This window comes from Amycolatopsis sp. VS8301801F10 (assembly GCF_046195355.1).
Taxonomy (GTDB): domain Bacteria; phylum Actinomycetota; class Actinomycetes; order Mycobacteriales; family Pseudonocardiaceae; genus Amycolatopsis.
Genome location: NZ_CP176065.1, coordinates 8,606,727 through 8,622,737 on the forward strand (window position 1 = coordinate 8,606,727; position 16,011 = coordinate 8,622,737).

The following is a 16,011-nucleotide window of genomic DNA, read 5'->3' on the forward strand; positions in this document are numbered from 1 at the left end:
CACCACCCGGGAGTCGCGGACGACGGAACGCACCGCTTACCGTCTCCGGCCGGCCGCCTTGCGGAGGCCTGCCTTCAACCGGCGTCCGACGAAAAGCGTCGGCACCGCGGTGGCGAAGCCGATGCCGAGCGGCAGCCCTTGCTGCCACGCGGGCGCGCCGAGCGCGACCGGCTGGGCGTTCTGCTGCGGATTGTGGTCCGAAATCCCGCCCCAGCGGCTCGGCGGCAGCACGATGACGCGGGCCTTGCCGATGACGTCGTCCACCGGCACCGCGCCGTTGGGTCCGCCGCCGCCCTGGTAGCGCGAGTCGGCGGAGTTGTTGCGGTTGTCGCCCATCACCCAGACCGCGCCCTGCGGGACCTTCACCGGCGCGAACGACTCCTGCACGCGGTGATTCGGGTCTTCCCAGTGGATGTAGGGCTCGTCGAGGGCCTTGCCGTCGACGATCACCCGGTTGCGGTCGTCGCAGCACTGGACGGTCTGGCCGCCGGTGGCGATGACGCGCTTGACGAAGTCCCGCTCGTCCGGCGGCGCGAAGCCGACCAGCGAGCCGAGCCCGCGCAGCGCGCGCACGACGATGTTGCTCGACTCCTGCGGCGCGATCTCGTTCTCGGTCCACGCGGGCGGGCCCTTGAACACGATCACGTCCCCCGGGGAGGGGTCGGTGAAGTCGTAGGTGACGCGGTCGACCAGGATCCGGTCGCCGGTGCAGCCGGGACAGCCGTGCAGCGTGGACTCCATGGACCCCGACGGGATCATGTAGACCTTGGCGAGGAACGCCTGGATCACGATCGTGAGCACCAGCGCGATCACGATCAGGATCGGCAGTTCCTTCCAGAACGACCGCTTTTTCGAGGACTTGCCCCGCCGGTGCGACCCCCGACGCCCGCCGGACCGTTCCTGGTCCTCCTCCGGGCGTTCGGGGCCGTCCTCATCGGCGTTCCGCGACACAGGTTCGACCACGTCGCCAGGCTACCGGTAACCGGCTCGTCACTCAGGAGGCGGAGGTGGTCTCGCGGTTCTCGCGGCGCTCCTTGATCTTGGCCTTCTTGCCGCGCAGCTCGCGCAGGTAGTACAGCTTCGCCCGGCGGACGTCGCCGCGCTTGAAGACCTCGACCTGCGACAGGTTCGGCGAGTGCACCGGGAAGGTGCGCTCGACGCCGACGCCGAACGAAACCTTGCGCACGGTGAAGGTCTCCCGGATGCCGCCGCCCTGACGGCGGATCACGACGCCCTGGAAGACCTGGTTGCGCTCGCGGTTGCCCTCGATGACGCGGACGTGCACCTTGAGCGTGTCGCCGGGGCGGAAGTCCGGGATGTCGGAACGCAGTGACTGCGCGTCCAGCGCGTCCAGGGTGTTCATCGGTGGTCCGTCCTCGTATTCGTGTGGCTTACGTACAGCTTGAGCGCGCAGTGAAGCTCACTGCGACTAGCCCGGGGCTGATGGCATTCACAATCGGCGTCGCGGTTATCGACACCTGACAGGTGCCAACGGTCGCGCGTCACGCCAACCGAATCATTATGACATTGGTGGCTGGCCACCAAGCCAGGGGGTCTAGCTGGGATCCTCGTCCAGCCCTTCGAGCACCTCGCGGTCCCGCTTGTCCAGGCTGCCCTCGGGCAGCCGGGCCAGCAGATCCGGCCGCCGCCGCGCGGTGCGTTCCAGTGCCTGGTCGCGCCGCCAGCGGTCGATCAGCGCGTGGTTGCCCGAGCGCAGCACGTCCGGCACCGCCAGGTCGCGCCACACCTCCGGGCGGGTGTAGCTGGGGCCTTCGAGCAGGCCGTCGGAGAACGAGTCCTCGGCGGCCGAGCGCGCGTTGCCGAGCACGCCGGGCAGCAGCCGGACCACCGCCTCGACGATCACCAGCACCGCGGCCTCTCCCCCGACCAGCACGTAGTCGCCGATGGACACCTCGTCGACCGGCATCCGGCGGGCCGCGTCGTCGACGACCCGCTGGTCGATGCCCTCGTAGCGGCCGCAGGCGAACACCAGGTGCTTTTCCTCGGCGTAGGCGTGCGCCAGTTCCTGGGTGAACGGTTTGCCCGCCGGGGTCGGGACGACGAGCCGGGTCCCTTCGCCGCAGACGTCGTCCAGTGCCGGGCCCCAGATCTGCGGCTTCATGACCATGCCGGGGCCGCCGCCGTACGGCGCGTCGTCGACCGCGCGGTGCACGTCGTGGGTCCAGTCGCGCAGGTCGTGCACGCCGACCTCGATCAGGCCGCGGTCGATCGCCCGGCCCAGCAGCGCGGCGCGCAGCGGGTCCAGGTACTCGGGGAAAATGGTGACGACGTCGATGCGCAAGCGGTTACCAGTTCCAGTACTCGGTGGCCTGGGCGTGCCAAGGGCTCGGGAAGTCCTGGTCGATCGCGAAGGCCATGCCGAGCCCCTTCGCGATCTTCATGCTGCGGTGCAGCGTCTTGCGGATCGGCGACCCGGCGGGCAGCCCGTTGTCGTCCGACCAGGTCTCGGTCTGCGTGATGCACGTCCGCGCCCCGAAGCGGGCGCTGGAGCACGGAGCGGGCGCGCCCCAGGTCTGCAGATGTTCGAAGTGCACGACCTTGCCCGAGCTCTGCTCGGTGATCGTGCCGCGCGCGATGAGCCGGTAGTCGGCGGACGGCACGGTCCAGCGCACGTAGTGCTGGCGGCCGCCGTCGGAGGGGATCGGCGTGCAGGTGGAACCGGTGCACGCGAACTCTTCGGTGACCCGCTCCGAGTAGTACGTGCCGTTGCCGTCCCAGCCGTCGATCAGCACCCAGTCGCCCGAGCGGACGAAGTGCTCGGCGGTCGCCGGCGGCCACGTGACCGGGTCGCCCCAGGTGATCTGCGATTCGGTGGCCGACTGCGGCGACCAGGCCCACTGGAACGCCTTCTCCCCCGGCGGTGCGTACTGGCCGGCGCTGCGCTGGAACATCAGCGAAAAGTCGCCGTACGCCGGCGAAGCGGCCTGCGCGGGCGGCGCGGCGAAAGCGGTGGCCAGAACTGCCGCGAAGGCGGCCTTGATCCAGAACTTCACGAACTCCCCCTCAGTCAGCGTCGAGGAGGCCTTCGGGCGGATCGAGCACGACCCGGCCCCCCGCGACGTCCACCACCGGGACGATGGCGCGGACGAAAGGTACCAACACCGAGCGTCCGTCGTGATCGAGTTCGAGCAATTCCCCGGCCGGCGAATGGACCACTTCGACGACCTTGCCGACGACCGTCCCGTCCGTCAGTTCGGCGCGGAGACCGGCCAGTTCGTGGTCGTAGAACTCGTCCGGGTCGCCGGTGGGGGGCAGCGCGTCAGTGTCCGCCAGCAACAGGGCGCCGCGCAGGGTTTCCGCGACGTCGCGCGTGAGCACTTCCTCGAAACGCACCAGCAGCCGCCCGCTGTGTTCGCGGGCGGCTGCGATGGTGAGTTCTCTCGTGCTGCCGTCGCGCAGCTTCGTCGTGACGACCGCACCGATCGCGAACCGCTCCCGCGGCGAATCCGTGCGCACGTCGACCGCGAGCTCGCCGCGGATGCCGTGCGCCTTCGCGATACGGCCGACTACGACGTCCATACCTGACCGTTTCCGAGAATCTCGGGTCAGCGATCGGTGTCGACGACGTCCACGCGGACGCCGCGGCCGCCGATGCCGCCCATCACGGTGCGCAGAGCGGTCGCGGTGCGCCCGCCCCGGCCGATCACCTTGCCGAGATCGTCGGGGTGGACGTGCACCTCGAGCGTGCGGCCACGACGCGTGGTCAGCAGCTCGACCCGGACCTCGTCCGGGTTGTCGACGATCCCGCGCACCAGGTGCTCGAGGGAGTCGGCGAGGAAGCTCACTCGGACTTCTCGCCCTCGGCCGCTTCGCCGGCCTCGGCCTTGTCGGCCTTCTTCGGGGCCGACTTCTTCTTCGGCGTGACGGCCTCGGTGGAGGGCTCCTCGCCCGCCGCGGCCAGCGCCGCGTTGAACAGGTCCTGCTTGGACGGCTTCGGCTCGGCGACCTTCAGGGTGCCCTCGGCTCCCGGCAGGCCCTTGAACTTCTGCCAGTCGCCGGTGATCTCGAGGATGCGCTGGACCGGCTCGGTCGGCTGCGCGCCGACGCCCAGCCAGTACTGCGCCCGCTCGGTGTCGACCTCGATGAAGCTCGGCTCTTCCTTCGGGTGGTACTTGCCGATCGTCTCGATGGCCTTGCCGTCCCGGCGGGTGCGCGCGTCGGCGATGATGATGCGGTAGTACGGCGCACGGATCTTGCCGAGGCGCTGCAGCTTGATCTTGACGGCCACGGGTGTGGGTACTCCTCAGTGCTGTGTGGTGCAGGACGCGCGCGGAGCCCGTGGGGACAGGCTTGCGACGCCCGGAGGTCAGGAGCTTCCACACGGCGAGAGGGTCCGGCGGAAGCGGGCAAGCAAACATTCTGCCAGATGCCCGGCGCGGCGCACGCACAAGGCCCCGGTTAGGCGGGCGTGACCAGCGTCAGAAGGACGCGACGCCGAGCGCGCCGAGCAGGATCGCGACCGCCGGGAGGAAGTTGTTGACCGCGTGCGCGACGATGCTGCCCGCGAGCCTTCCGGTGGACAGCCGGGCCAGCCCGATCGGGATGGAGATCACCAGCAGCAGCGTGGTGCGCAGCGGTTCCAGGTGGCTGGCCGCGAACACCGCGGTGGACAGCAGGAACGCGGCGACCCGGCCGAAGCGCTCGCTGCGCCACTGCAGCCGTTCGACCGCGCCCCAGAGCAGGCCGCGGTAGATGATCTCCTCGCAGATCGGCCCGAGCAGCCACAGGTAGCCGAACATCACCGCGGCGGCGGGCACGGACATCTTGCGGTCGTCGACCAGCGCGCTGATCGCCGAGGTCGCGTCCGCCGTGCCGACCAGCTGGGTCCACACGTAGGCGCTCAGCGAGGTGAGCACGAGGCCGAGCATGCCGAATTTGAGCCCGGTCCAGACGTCCGCCCAGCGCCATTCGAGCCGCAGGTCGAGTTTCGGGCCGTTGCCGCGCACGACGGTGATCAGCACCGCGGCTCCGGCGGCGATCATGGTGGGCAGCATCGTGCCGAGCAGCACCGTGCTGATCGGCAGCGGCCGGCCAGGGGCGGTCGGACCGGACAACGCGCCGATGAACGCGGCCGACGCCAGCAATACGGCTTCGACCAGCAGGAACGCCCCGAATCCCCAGCGGTGCGCCGGAAACGCGGTCGGTTCGGCCACGAAGTCCTCCGGGGTGAGCGCGCGAGAAAGTGGTTCACGGGGCTGTGATGTGGTCACGCCCGCCTCCCCGTGCTCGCTCTGCTCACCGGTCGAGCCTAGCGGCCGAAATGGTTTCGCACAGTACTCGACCGGTCACCGGTTTCCCTCAATGTCCGGTGAAGAGAAGCACGGCTGGCGGCAGGTTGTTGGCCGCGTGCGCGAGCACGCTCGCCGAGGTCCGGCCCGAATAATGCCGCGCCAGCCCGAGGACCAGCCCCTGGCCGAACAGCGCGATCGTGCGCGTGGTCTCGCCGTGCAGCAGCGCGAACACCAGGGAGGTGAGCACCAGCACGACCCACGGCGGGATCTTGTAGTGCAGCAGGGCGTTCCACAGCGCGCCGCGCAGAAGCAGTTCCTCGGTGAGCGGGACGGCGACCACCAGCACCAGCGCGGTCGCGACGAGCCAGACCGGGCTGCCGCCGGACACGTCGGGCAGGTCGGTGAGCGGGCTGTCGGACACCTCGTCGCCGCCGAAGACCGCGATCTCGGCGGCGTTCAGCACGAAGCCGACGACGAGCGCGAGCAGGCCGCAGGCGAGGCCGACGCGGAGGTCGCGGCCCCGCGTGCGGAGGCCGAAGTCGCGTTCGAGGCCGGAGCCGTACCGCAGCGAGGAGATCGCCGGGCCGAGGCCGAGGACCAGGTTCGGCAGGAACGCCAGCAGCAGCAACGGTCCCGCGTACGCCTCGACCGGGTCGTCCTCGCCGACGTGCCGGTTGAACGCGGCCGCGGTGAGGAGGGTGACGAGGTAGTAGCCGGCTACTCCGAAAAAGAACGCGGCGAACGCCCAGTGCGCGCCCAGAATTCGCTTTCCCCCACCGTCTTCGGCCACGGGTTCACGCTATGTGCCTGTGCTGTGGCGCATCGAGGCGGGGTCGCCTCGTTTCTCCCGGCGCACGGCGGGTGCTTCAACGTGCGCTGCGCCTGCTCCGGTAGGCCGCGACGCTGGCCCGGTGCGCGCAGGTGCGGGTGCAGTACTGCTTCGAGCCGTTGCGTGAGAGATCCACGAAAGTGGCGCGGCAGGTCGGTCCGGCGCAGACGCCGAGACGGGTGGGGCCGAGCGTGGCGATCACGGAGGCCAGTGCACTGAGCGTGGTCGCGGCAAGGTGCGCCGCGCAGCGGTCGGTGTCGGAGGTCACCTCGGTCCGCCAGCGGTCGTCCTCGTGGCGCAGTACCGGGGTGGCACGGCTGTGTCGCAGACCGTCGTTGAGCAGAGCCGCAGCTTCGCCAGGGTCCGCGCTCGCTAGCTCCAGCACCTCACGCACTGTCTCGCGCACCGCGCGGACTTCTGCCAGGTCAGCGCGGGTGAGCTGGCGTAGGCCGGTCCTCTGAGGATTGCCCGCGGGGTGGTCGGCGAGGAAGTCCCGGAGCTGTTCCACGGTCTCGAGCGCGTCCTCGCCCTTGACCGGCCGCAGGGTGTTGGCCAGGTCGACGGCCGTCTGGACCGCCGAGGCGGTGTAACACGCATCAAGCATTTGACGTGTCTCCTCACCGGTCTTTACTGTGACACTCATAGCCGCTCTCACGTGTCACACGGTACTCGGAGAGAAAAACCCGTAAAGGAGCCCACCATGGCCGCCGAGCCGTTCAAGGTCAGCGTCACTGACGCCGAGATCGCGGACCTGCGGGAACGGTTGCGCCGGACGCGGTGGCCCGAGCCCGAGCCGGTGGACGACTGGTCCCAAGGATTGCCGCTGGCGTACGCGCGGGAACTGTGCCGCAGCTGGGCCGAGGACTACGACTTCGGATTCGCCAAGCGGCTGAACGCCTACCCGCAATACCGCGACACGATCGACGGACTGGGCATCCACTTCCTGCACGCCCGCTCGCCGGAACCGGACGCGTTCCCCCTCGTGCTCACACACGGGTGGCCGGGCTCGGTGCTCGAATTCCTCGAAATCCTCGGCCCGCTGACCAACCCCCGCGCGCACGGCGGCGACCCGGCGGACGCGTTCCACGTCGTCGCGCCGTCGCTGCCCGGCTACGGCTGGAGCGACAAACCGTCCACGACCGGATGGGGCGTCACCCGCATCGCACGCGCCTGGGACACGCTGATGGCCTCGCTGGGCTACCACCGCTACGGAGCACAGGGCGGCGACTGGGGCTCGGCAGTGTCCGGCGCGCTCGGCGAAGCGGCGCCCGAACGCGTCGCCGCCGTCCACCTGAACCTGGGATCCGTGGCCGCGGGCGCCTTCGCCGACCCGACACCCGCCGAACTGGCGAACCTCCAAGCCGAGAAAGAGATGCAACGCACCGGCCGCGGCTACTCCGCCATCCAGTCCACCCGGCCGCAGACCCTCGGCTACGCCCTCACCGACTCCCCAGCAGGCCAAGCCGCCTGGATCGCCGAGAAATTCTGGGCCTGGACAGACAACAACGGACACCCCGAGGACGCGCTATCCCGGCAGACCATCCTCGACGAAATCTCCGTCTACTGGTTCACCGCGTCGGCCACATCCTCGGCACGCCTGTACTGGGAAAGCTTCGCCCATTTCCGGGACCAGGTCACCGCCCCGTCCGGGCTGTCGATCTACCCACGCGACATCACCCGCCCATCGCGACGCGAGGCCGAACTGCGGTTCACCGACCTGCGCTGGTTCGAGGAACTGCCCCGAGGCGGCCACTTCGCCGCACTGGAACAACCGGAATCACTGGTCGACCAGGTACGCGGATTCTTCCGCCTCTTCCGCTGAGGAGTCCGTGCGCGCGGGTGCTCAGTGGAAGACGGTGCCGCCCAGGACGATGTGGGTCGGGTGGTGCAGGGCGGCGAGATCGGCGCGCGGGTCGTCGGCGTACACGATCAGGTCGGCCGGTGCGCCGTGTTCGATGCCGGGGTGGCCCAGCCATTCGCGGGCTTCCCACGACGCGCTCGCGAGAGCCTGCGTACGCGACATTCCCGCGCGGTGGAGCGCTTCGACCTCGTCGGCGATACGGCCGTGCGCGACCATGCCGCCCGCGTCCGTGCCCGCGAAGACGCGTACGCCCGCTTCGACGGCCGAGGACACCATGTCGGCCACACCGGCGTGCAGTGCACGCATGTGGGCCGCGTACGTCGGGTACTTGCCTGCCTTGTCCGCGATGCCCGGGAAGTTCTCGATGTTGATGAGCGTGGGCACCAACGCGACGTCGCGGCGCGCGAGTTCGGCGAGTTGGTCTGACGACAGCGCGGTGCCGTGTTCGAGACAGTCGATGCCCGCGCCGATCAAACCCGGCAACGCCGCTTCGCCGAAGACGTGTGCGGTGACGCGTGCGCCGAGGTCGTGGGCAACCTGGATGGCTTCGGCGAGCACGTCGTCCGGCCACAGCGGGGCGAGGTCGCCTTGGCCGCGGTCGATCCAGTCGCCCACGAGCTTGACCCAGCCGTCGCCGTCGCGGGCCTGTTCGGCGACCGCTTCGGGCAGCAAAGCCGGGTCGTCCAGTTCAATCGCGAACCCGGGGAGATACCGCTTCGGCAGGGCCAGATGGCGTCCGCAGCGGATGATCGTGGGCAGGTCGGCGCGCGATTGCAGCGGCCGGACGTCGAGCGGCAGGCCGCAGTCGCGGATCAGCAGCGTGCCCGCGTCGCGGTCGGTCGCGGCCTGGTCCGCCGCCTCCTCCACCGACAGCCCGCCGCTCGGGCCGAGGCCCGGGTGGCAGTGCGCGTCGACGAGCCCGGGGACCACGAATCCGCCGCCTGCCAGCGTTTCCGCGCCGGGAATCGGCTCGAAGGACAGCTTTCCGTCGTGGATCCAGAGGTCACGCGGTTCGCCGTCGGGGAGGACAGTGCCGGACAGGTGCAGCGGGCTCAATTGTTCTTCGGGTCCTTCGGCAGCTTGAACTTGGACGGGTCGAAGCCGGGCACGTCGTTCATGCCGCCGAGCTGGGACAGGTCCGGCATCCCGCCGGGCATCCCGCCGCCGGGGGGCAGCATCGGCATGCCGCCGGGCAGCCCGCCGCGCATCTTCGGCTGCGTCGGGCCCTTCTTGCCCTTCTTCCCCTTCTTGCCCTTGCGGTTCTTGCTCCCGCCGCCTCCGCCGAAGCCGAACCGGCCGGCCATCTGCGCCATCATCTTGCGCGCCTCGAAGAAGCGGTTGACCAGGTCGTTGACCTCGCGGACGGTCACGCCGGAGCCGTTCGCGATGCGCAGCCGGCGCGAGCCGTTGATGATCTTCGGGTCGGCGCGCTCGGCGGGCGTCATGCCGCGGATGATCGCCTGGAGCCGGTCGAGCTGCTTGTCGTCGACCGCGGCGAGCTGGTCTTTCATCTGGCCCGCGCCGGGCAGCATGCCGAGCAGGTTGCCGATCGGGCCCATCTTGCGCACCGCGAGCATCTGCTCGAGGAAGTCCTCCAGCGTGAGCTGGCCGCTGGTGAGCTTCTGCGCGGCCTGTTCGGCCTGCTCCTGGTCGAAGTGCTGTTCGGCCTGCTCGATCAGGGTCAGCACGTCGCCCATGCCCAGGATGCGCGAGGCCATCCGGTCCGGGTGGAACGTGTCGAAGTCTTCGAGCTTCTCGCCGTTGGACGCGAAGAGGATCGGCTGGCCGGTGACCTCGCGCACGGACAGCGCGGCGCCACCGCGGGCGTCGCCGTCGAGCTTCGTGAGCACCACGCCGGTGAAGCCGACGCCGTCGCGGAACGCCTCGGCCGTGGTGACCGCGTCCTGACCGATCATGGCGTCGACCACGAACAGGACCTCGTCCGGCTGCACGGCCTCACGGATGTCCGCGGCCTGCTTCATCAGCTCTTCGTCGACACCCAGGCGACCGGCGGTGTCGACCACCACGATGTCGTGCTGCGCGCGCTTGGCCTCTTCGATCGCGCGGCGGGCGACGTCGACCGGGTCGCCGACGCCGTTGCCCGGCTCCGGCGCGAACGTGACGACGCCCGCGCGCTCGCCGACTACCTGCAGCTGGGTGACCGCGTTCGGCCGCTGAAGGTCGCAGGCCACCAGCATCGGCGCGTGGCCCTGCTTCTTCAGCCACATCGCCAGCTTCCCGGCGAGCGTCGTCTTACCCGCGCCCTGGAGGCCGGCGAGCATGATCACCGACGGCGGGTTCTTCGCCAGGTGCAGCCGCCGCGTCTCGCCGCCGAGGATGCCGACGAGCTCCTCGTTGACGATCTTGACGACCTGCTGCGCGGGGTTCAGCGCCTGGGAGACCTCGGCGCCCTTCGCCCGGTCCTTGATCTTCGCGATGAACGCCTTGACCACCGGGAGCGCGACGTCCGCTTCCAGCAGCGCGATGCGGATCTCGCGCGCGGTGGCGTCGATGTCGGCGTCGGACAGCCGGCCCTTGCGCGAGAGCGACTGCAGGGCCGAGGTGAGCCGATCGGAGAGGGTGTCGAACACGGGGGTGCACGCTCCAGCTGGGTCGAAAGTTCGCGTGCCGGGCGGTGCTCGGCACCCCCGGCATCTTCCGAGGGTAGCCGCCCCGGCTGCCTGGCCTTCACGGGTACGGGAAGGGTACTACGCAAGCGCGTACTAATTGGCCGAGCGGCAACGGGTCAACCACGCGAAAACTGCTCGACCAGCCTCGGCACTTCAGTAAACATAGGCGTATGACATCAGCTACTGCCCGGCGTCCGACGCTCGCCGAACCGGCAGGAGACGAGGACGAACCGGTCCCGTTCCGGCGCATCGCGGCCCTGTTCCGGCCGCACCGGAGCGCGCTGGCCGGGCTGTGCGCGCTGCTGGTCCTGCAGGCCGGGCTGGGCGTGACCCCGCCGTTCCTGCTGCGGGAGATGCTGGACGACGCGCTGCCGCACCGCGACGCGCTGCTGGTGAGCCTGCTGGCCGCCGGGATGATCGCCGCCGCGCTCGGGTCCGGCGCGCTGAGCGTGCGGACCACCGGGCTGTCCAACACCATCGGCCAGCGCGTGATGAACGAGCTGCGGGTGGCGGTGTACAGCCATCTGCAGCGGATGTCGCTGGGCTTCTACACCCGGACCAAGACCGGCGAGGTGCTGTCTCGGGTGTTCAACGACATCGGCGGCGTGGACAACGTCGTGACCGGGACCGCCGCGGCGATCGTGCAGAACGGCACCACGGCGCTGGCGATCGCGGCGGCCATCCTGGTCATGGACTGGCAGCTGGGGCTGTTGTCGCTGGTCGTCGTGCCGTTGTTCCTGCTGTTCACGCTGCGCCTCGGCGGCAAGCAGCGGAAGCTCGCCCGCGGCCGGACACGGCGGATGGCGCGGCTGACCACGATCGTCGAGGAATCGCTGTCGGTCACCGGCGTGCTGCTGGCCAAGACGATGGGCAACGCGAAGCTGATGCGCGACCGGTTCGCCGAGGAGTCGCGCGAGGTCGCGGCGCTGGAACGCAGTGCCGCGCTGGCCGGGCGGTGGCAGCGAGCGGCGAGGACGATGAGCCTGACGATCGTTCCGGCCCTGGTCTACTGGGCGGCCGGGCTCGAACTCGCTGGCGGTGCGGCTCCGATTTCGCTGGGCACTGTCGTCGCGTTCACCAGCATGCTGAACCGGCTGCTCGCTCCGGCGACGGCGATGCAGACAGTGGGGCAGAACGTCGCGTCGGCGAAGGCGTTGCTCGGGCGGATCTTCGAGGTGCTCGATCTGCCGGTGGAGATCGACGACCGGCCGGGCGCGCGTGAGCTGGTTCTCCGCGGCGGGGCCGTTTCGATGCGCGGGGTGTCGTTCCGCTACGACGACGAGGGGCCATGGACGTTGCGCGACATTGATCTCGACGTGCCTGCCGGGACCACGACGGCACTGGTCGGGCCGACGGGTTCCGGGAAGACGACGCTCGCTTACCTGGTCGCGCGGCTGTACGAGGCGACCGAGGGAAAGGTGTGCGTGGACGGGACGGACGTCCGGGACGTCACGCTCGCGTCGCTGGCGGCCGGGGTCGGGCTGGTGTCGCAGGAGACGTATCTGTTCCACGCGTCGGTCCGGGACAACCTGCGGTTCGCGAAGCCGGACGCCACCGACGAGGAGCTGGAGAACGCCGCGAAAGCCGCGCACATCCACGACACGCTGGCCGCGCTGCCGGAGGGCTACGACACGGTGGTCGGGGAACGCGGCTACCGGTTTTCCGGCGGGGAGAAGCAGCGGATGGCGATCGCGCGGATCCTGCTGCGCAATCCGCCGGTGCTGATCCTGGACGAGGCGACGAGTTCGCTCGACAACCGCACGGAGCGGGCCGTGCAGGCGGAACTGGACCGGCTCGCCGCGGGCCGCACGACGATCGCCGTCGCGCATCGGCTGTCCACTGTGGAGCATGCGGACCAGATCGCGGTGCTGGACGCCGGGCGGATCGTCGAGCGGGGGACGCACGCGGAACTGCTCGCGGCGGACGGCAGGTATGCCGCGCTGGTGCGGGGAGAAACCGCCTAATGTGGCCTTATGCAGACCGAATCCGCCGACGAGCTGGCGACGCTGGCGCGGGCGGTGCGCGAGGGCGTCGGGCGGCTGAACTGGCGGATGCGCTCCGAGGCGGGCTCCCCCGCCCCGGGACCGGCCGTGCTGGCGGTGCTGTCGCGGCTGTACCGGGGCGGCACGCACACGCCGGGCGAGCTGGCCGAGGCCGAGCGGATCCATCCGCAGTCGCTGACGCGGATCCTGGCCTCGCTCGCCGAACGCGAATGGATCAGCCGCACCCCGGACCCGGCGGACGGGCGGCGGTCGCTGATCGAGATCACCCCGGCCGGGCTGCGGGAGCTGCGCGCCTACTCGATCGCGCGGGAGAACTGGCTGGCCGCGGCCGTCGAACGGACGCTCAGCCCCACCGAACGGGAACTGCTCCGGCTCGCGGCCGGGCTGCTGACGCGGATCGCGGATTCCTGAGGCCCGGGAGTTCCGGGGCGGCCGCTCCCCACGGCCGTCCCCGGAACCGTGGCGGAAGAGCTCACCTCCCCAGGAGGCCTTCCGCCGCGGGCACGCGGAGCGGTTCCCCCTCGACCACCCGGCGTTGGCGAGAAGTCTGCCGTCCGGGTGCGGGCGCGCGGCAGCGTGAAGTCCCTCAATCGGGGCTGAGTAGAACTACTCAAACGCGGGTGTCGGGGCCCGCGGAGTCGCTCGTGAACTCGAAGAGCGGTTCGGCGTCGGAGAGTTCCTCGGCGGAGCAGCTGACCGCGCAGGCCGCGGCTTGGAGGACTTCGGTGAGGACTTCTACTTCCGACGGCGAGACGGTGGCCAGCGCTGGGTTGCGGACGTCCATCCGGCCGGCGAGACCCGCCAGGGCGTGGGAGAGGGCGTGTTGCCCGGCGACCAGTTGGGTGACAACCTCGGAGAGTTCGCTGAGGGTGGCCGCGGAGCCGTCGCCGCGGAGGAGGGCGGAGAGTTCTTCGGCGCAGGTTCTCAGGTGCCCGGCCACGACTGTCGGCGGCAGCGAAAGCTCGGGCAGGTTCTCGTGACCTCGCACCGCGTTCACCTCGCCCCCTGGTCGGACCTGCCATCCTGCCACCGGAACCGGTGTTGTCGCTTCCGACACCCCGGACGGGTGAGCCCGGATGGCGCAATCCGGCCGGGTCTGCTGGCGCTGACCAGCTGTCCGTGAGGGCCTTCAGGAGACCGCGGCCAGCACGGCGTCGGTGATGCTCGCTCGCCACGACGGAGTGACCTGGCCGGAGCGCGGCGAGAGGGCGAAAGAGTCGACTACCGCGCCTCCGAGGGTCGCGGCTTTCGCCCAGTGGACGTCGGCCTCGGCACGGCGCAGGGCGCTCGCCACGCGGAACAACAGGCCGATCTGGTCGGCGGCGCGCAGTTCGAGCACGACGGCGTCCGGGCCGCTTGTTTCGTCGTCGAACCAGCGCACCATCGGCTTGACCTCTACTGGCGACGAGGTGGCGTAGTCGCGTTCCTTCGCGGCCAGGCGTTGGGTGAGCGGCATTGTTCCGGCTACCGCGCGGGCGAATTGTTCCCGCAACAGCGCGGGATCAGGTAGCGAACCGAACTTCGGGGACGCGGTGAACACGCCTGCTCGGCCGCAGTGTTCGCGCAGGACTGCGGAGTGGACCTCCAGCGAATTCAGTGCCAGCACTCCGGCCGCGGGGGCCAGCAGTTCCCGATCCGCGGGCACGGCCAGCAGGACCGTGACGACCTTGCCGTGTGCGGAGATCCGGATTTGGCCCACGCCGGTCCGGGCGGCCTCGGCGAGGAGTTCGCGCTGGTCGTCGTCCAGCGGCTCCGGCGGGGTGAACCCCTTGCCGTGCACTGCTTCCTCGCAGCCGCTGACCAGTTCGGCCAGCAGGCGGTCCTTCCAGTCGGTCCAGACGCCGGGGCCGGTCGCCAGCGAATCGGCCCGGGTGAGGGCGTGCAGGAGTTCCAGCAGGACGACGTCGCGGTCCAGGGTTCTCACCACGCGCGAGATGGTCGCGGGGTCGCCGATGTCGCGCCGGGTCGCGGTGTGCGGCAGCAGCAGGTGGTGGCGGACCATCGCGGACACTGTCGCGACGTCGGCGGGCGGCAGGCCAAGGCGTTGCGCTACCGAGGCGGAGATCTTCGCGCCCAGCTCGGAGTGGTCGGCTTCGCGGCCCTTGCCGATGTCGTGCAGCAGTGCGCCGATCAGCAGCAGGTCTGGCCTCGACACGGTGGTGGTCAGTTTCGCTGCTTCGACGCACGCTTGGACGAGGTGCCGGTCGACCGTCCACTGGTGCACTGGCGACCGTGGCGGCAGGTCGCGTACGGCACCCCATTCCGGGAACAGGCGCGCCCACAGGCCGGTGCGGTCGAGTGCTTCGACCGCGTCGACCAGGCCCTCCCCCGCGCCCAACAGCTCGACGAGGGCGTTGCGGGCGTCGTCCGGCCACGGTTCGCGCAGTTCGGGTGCGGACTCCGCGAGGGTGCGCAAAGTACCTGGTGAGATGGGCTTTCGGGTACGCGCGGAGGCGGCTGCGGCGCGGAGCAACAGTGCCGGGTCTCGGGCGGGGAGTGCGTCTCGGGCCAGTGCGACCTCGTCGCCGTGAAGTACGACGCCCTCCGCCAGCGGGCGGCGGACCGGGCGTCGGCCGAAACGTGGGCGTGGTTGTTCCACAGTGGACCGAAGGGCGACGTCGACGGCGTACGCGATGGTTCGGCCCGCCCCGGAAAGCTTGCGTGCCAAGGCGAATCGGTCGCCCAGTTCCAGTTCGTGCGCTACGACGTCGGCGTCGGCGGCACCGAGGATGTCTCGTTCGCGACGCGATTCGCGGCGCAGTTCGGTGCGGACATCGAGCAGGAGTTGCTTGGCTGCCAACAGTTCTTCGCCCGGCCGCGCGGTGAGCTGTCCGGCCGCGAGCGCTTCCAGCACGCCGAAGTCGCGCAGGCCGCCGCGGCCGTGTTTGAGGTCCGGTTCGGCGGATTGGGCGATCTCGCCGCTGCGCCGCCACCGCGTGTGGACGGATTCGGCCAGCTCCGGAAGGCGTTTGCGGGCCGTGCGCCGCCACTGGTCCCGGGCGGCGGACGCGAGGCGTTCGGTGAGGCCCGGGTCGCCCGTGAGGTGCCGGGCGTCGAGGAGGCCGAGCGCGGTGCGCAGGTCCTCCGCGGCGACCTTCAGCGCCTCGCCGGGGGTGCGGACCGAATGGTCGAGGCCGACCCGCGCGTCCCACAGCGGGTACCACAACGCGTCGGCGATCTTCCCGATCTGACTGTTTCCGTTGTGCAGCAACACCAAATCGAGATCGGAGTACGGCACCAGCTCCCGCCGTCCCAACCCCCCTACGGCGACCAGCGCGACACTTGGGTCCGCAGTGTCGACGCCGGCCGCCGCGGCTCCTTTCCCGAGCCAGAACTCGTAAAGATCGACCAGGGACGTCCGCAGTGCGGGCGCTCCGTGCCGTCCTTCGAGCAGCAGCGCAGTGGCTCGGGCGAGTTCTCCCCCGTCGGTCATCGG

17 protein-coding genes are annotated in these 16,011 nt (G+C 70.3%); 3 read left to right on the forward strand and 14 right to left on the reverse strand.

Features of this window, described 5'->3' with window-relative positions; genetic code table 11:
* Nucleotides 1–36 precede the first annotated feature (36 nt).
* The 10 genes from lepB to F9C11_RS39480 all read right to left on the reverse strand — a co-directional run bounded on the left by lepB (nucleotide 37) and on the right by F9C11_RS39480 (nucleotide 6,685).
* A complete protein-coding gene (lepB, locus tag F9C11_RS39435; RefSeq protein WP_409182419.1) occupies nucleotides 37–963 on the reverse strand; it encodes a signal peptidase I in 927 nt (308 codons plus the stop codon).
* 31 nt (nucleotides 964–994) lie between these two features.
* Complete coding sequence (gene rplS, locus F9C11_RS39440) at nucleotides 995–1,363, reverse strand: 50S ribosomal protein L19 (RefSeq protein ID WP_037366629.1); 369 nt, start codon at nucleotides 1,361–1,363, stop codon at nucleotides 995–997.
* A gap of 192 nt (nucleotides 1,364–1,555) precedes the next feature.
* Complete coding sequence (gene trmD, locus F9C11_RS39445; RefSeq protein ID WP_409182420.1) at nucleotides 1,556–2,302, reverse strand: tRNA (guanosine(37)-N1)-methyltransferase TrmD; 747 nt, start codon at nucleotides 2,300–2,302, stop codon at nucleotides 1,556–1,558.
* A gap of 4 nt (nucleotides 2,303–2,306) precedes the next feature.
* Nucleotides 2,307–3,014 carry a hypothetical protein gene (locus F9C11_RS39450; protein WP_409182421.1) on the reverse strand — a complete coding sequence of 236 codons (708 nt, stop codon included), beginning with the start codon at nucleotides 3,012–3,014 and terminating at the stop codon, nucleotides 2,307–2,309.
* 10 nt (nucleotides 3,015–3,024) lie between these two features.
* Complete coding sequence (gene rimM / locus F9C11_RS39455) at nucleotides 3,025–3,540, reverse strand: ribosome maturation factor RimM (RefSeq protein WP_409182422.1); 516 nt, start codon at nucleotides 3,538–3,540, stop codon at nucleotides 3,025–3,027.
* A gap of 26 nt (nucleotides 3,541–3,566) precedes the next feature.
* Nucleotides 3,567–3,806 carry an RNA-binding protein gene (locus F9C11_RS39460; protein ID WP_003103110.1) on the reverse strand — a complete coding sequence of 80 codons (240 nt, stop codon included), beginning with the start codon at nucleotides 3,804–3,806 and terminating at the stop codon, nucleotides 3,567–3,569.
* Nucleotides 3,803–4,249, reverse strand: coding sequence for a 30S ribosomal protein S16 (gene rpsP / locus F9C11_RS39465; protein ID WP_409182423.1), 447 nt, complete (start codon nucleotides 4,247–4,249; stop codon nucleotides 3,803–3,805). Before rpsP ends, F9C11_RS39460 begins: the two co-directional genes overlap by 4 nt.
* A 190-nt stretch (nucleotides 4,250–4,439) precedes the next feature.
* Nucleotides 4,440–5,231, reverse strand: coding sequence for a lysostaphin resistance A-like protein (locus tag F9C11_RS39470; protein WP_409182424.1), 792 nt, complete (start codon nucleotides 5,229–5,231; stop codon nucleotides 4,440–4,442).
* Nucleotides 5,232–5,319: 88 nt separating this feature from the next.
* Nucleotides 5,320–6,042, reverse strand: a complete 723-nt coding sequence (locus tag F9C11_RS39475) for a lysostaphin resistance A-like protein (RefSeq protein WP_409182425.1) — start codon at nucleotides 6,040–6,042, stop codon at nucleotides 5,320–5,322.
* 76 nt (nucleotides 6,043–6,118) lie between these two features.
* On the reverse strand, nucleotides 6,119–6,685 hold the full coding sequence (locus tag F9C11_RS39480; protein ID WP_409182426.1) for a CGNR zinc finger domain-containing protein: 567 nt from the start codon (nucleotides 6,683–6,685) through the stop codon (nucleotides 6,119–6,121).
* Between the two features lie 96 nt (nucleotides 6,686–6,781).
* Here F9C11_RS39480 and F9C11_RS39485 point away from each other — a divergent pair, with 96 nt between their 5' ends.
* Nucleotides 6,782–7,903 (forward strand): epoxide hydrolase family protein, encoded by a 1,122-nt coding sequence (locus F9C11_RS39485; protein ID WP_409182427.1) that lies wholly within the window; start codon nucleotides 6,782–6,784, stop codon nucleotides 7,901–7,903.
* 21 nt (nucleotides 7,904–7,924) lie between these two features.
* On the opposite strand, the gene F9C11_RS39490 is transcribed toward F9C11_RS39485, so the two are convergent.
* Together F9C11_RS39490 and ffh are read right to left on the reverse strand one after the other, a co-directional pair.
* The gene (locus F9C11_RS39490; protein WP_409182428.1) at nucleotides 7,925–8,998 is read right to left on the reverse strand and encodes an amidohydrolase family protein; all 1,074 of its coding nucleotides are present in this window, start codon (nucleotides 8,996–8,998) and stop codon (nucleotides 7,925–7,927) included.
* The gene (gene ffh / locus F9C11_RS39495) at nucleotides 8,995–10,533 is read right to left on the reverse strand and encodes a signal recognition particle protein (RefSeq protein ID WP_409182429.1); all 1,539 of its coding nucleotides are present in this window, start codon (nucleotides 10,531–10,533) and stop codon (nucleotides 8,995–8,997) included. The genes F9C11_RS39490 and ffh overlap by 4 nt, the downstream gene beginning before the upstream one ends.
* Nucleotides 10,534–10,742: 209 nt before the next feature.
* On the opposite strand from ffh, the gene F9C11_RS39500 reads away from it, so the two are divergent.
* Together F9C11_RS39500 and F9C11_RS39505 are read left to right on the forward strand one after the other, a co-directional pair.
* Nucleotides 10,743–12,536 carry an ABC transporter ATP-binding protein gene (locus tag F9C11_RS39500; RefSeq protein ID WP_409182430.1) on the forward strand — a complete coding sequence of 598 codons (1,794 nt, stop codon included), beginning with the start codon at nucleotides 10,743–10,745 and terminating at the stop codon, nucleotides 12,534–12,536.
* A 9-nt stretch (nucleotides 12,537–12,545) separates the two neighbouring features.
* Entirely contained in the window at nucleotides 12,546–12,986 is a 441-nt protein-coding gene (locus F9C11_RS39505) for a MarR family winged helix-turn-helix transcriptional regulator (protein WP_409182431.1), read from the forward strand.
* Nucleotides 12,987–13,185: 199 nt separating this feature from the next.
* Here the strand turns inward: F9C11_RS39505 and F9C11_RS39510 are convergent, their stop codons facing one another.
* Complete coding sequence (locus tag F9C11_RS39510; RefSeq protein WP_409182432.1) at nucleotides 13,186–13,563, reverse strand: hypothetical protein; 378 nt, start codon at nucleotides 13,561–13,563, stop codon at nucleotides 13,186–13,188.
* A gap of 141 nt (nucleotides 13,564–13,704) precedes the next feature.
* Nucleotides 13,705–16,008: a [protein-PII] uridylyltransferase gene (locus tag F9C11_RS39515; RefSeq protein WP_409182433.1), complete on the reverse strand. Its 2,304-nt coding sequence runs from the start codon at nucleotides 16,006–16,008 to the stop codon at nucleotides 13,705–13,707.
* Nucleotides 16,009–16,011 lie beyond the last annotated feature (3 nt).

Coding starts and splice junctions, on each gene's coding strand:
- rplS (WP_037366629.1), bottom strand. CDS start 1,363: ATGAACACCCTGGACGCGCTGGACGCGCAGTCACTGCGTTCCGACATC.
- rimM (WP_409182422.1), bottom strand. CDS start 3,540: ATGGACGTCGTAGTCGGCCGTATCGCGAAGGCGCACGGCATCCGCGGC.
- F9C11_RS39480 (WP_409182426.1), bottom strand. CDS start 6,685: ATGCTTGATGCGTGTTACACCGCCTCGGCGGTCCAGACGGCCGTCGAC.
- F9C11_RS39485 (WP_409182427.1), top strand. CDS start 6,782: ATGGCCGCCGAGCCGTTCAAGGTCAGCGTCACTGACGCCGAGATCGCG.
- F9C11_RS39500 (WP_409182430.1), top strand. CDS start 10,743: ATGACATCAGCTACTGCCCGGCGTCCGACGCTCGCCGAACCGGCAGGA.
- F9C11_RS39505 (WP_409182431.1), top strand. CDS start 12,546: ATGCAGACCGAATCCGCCGACGAGCTGGCGACGCTGGCGCGGGCGGTG.
- F9C11_RS39515 (WP_409182433.1), bottom strand. CDS start 16,008: ATGACCGACGGGGGAGAACTCGCCCGAGCCACTGCGCTGCTGCTCGAA.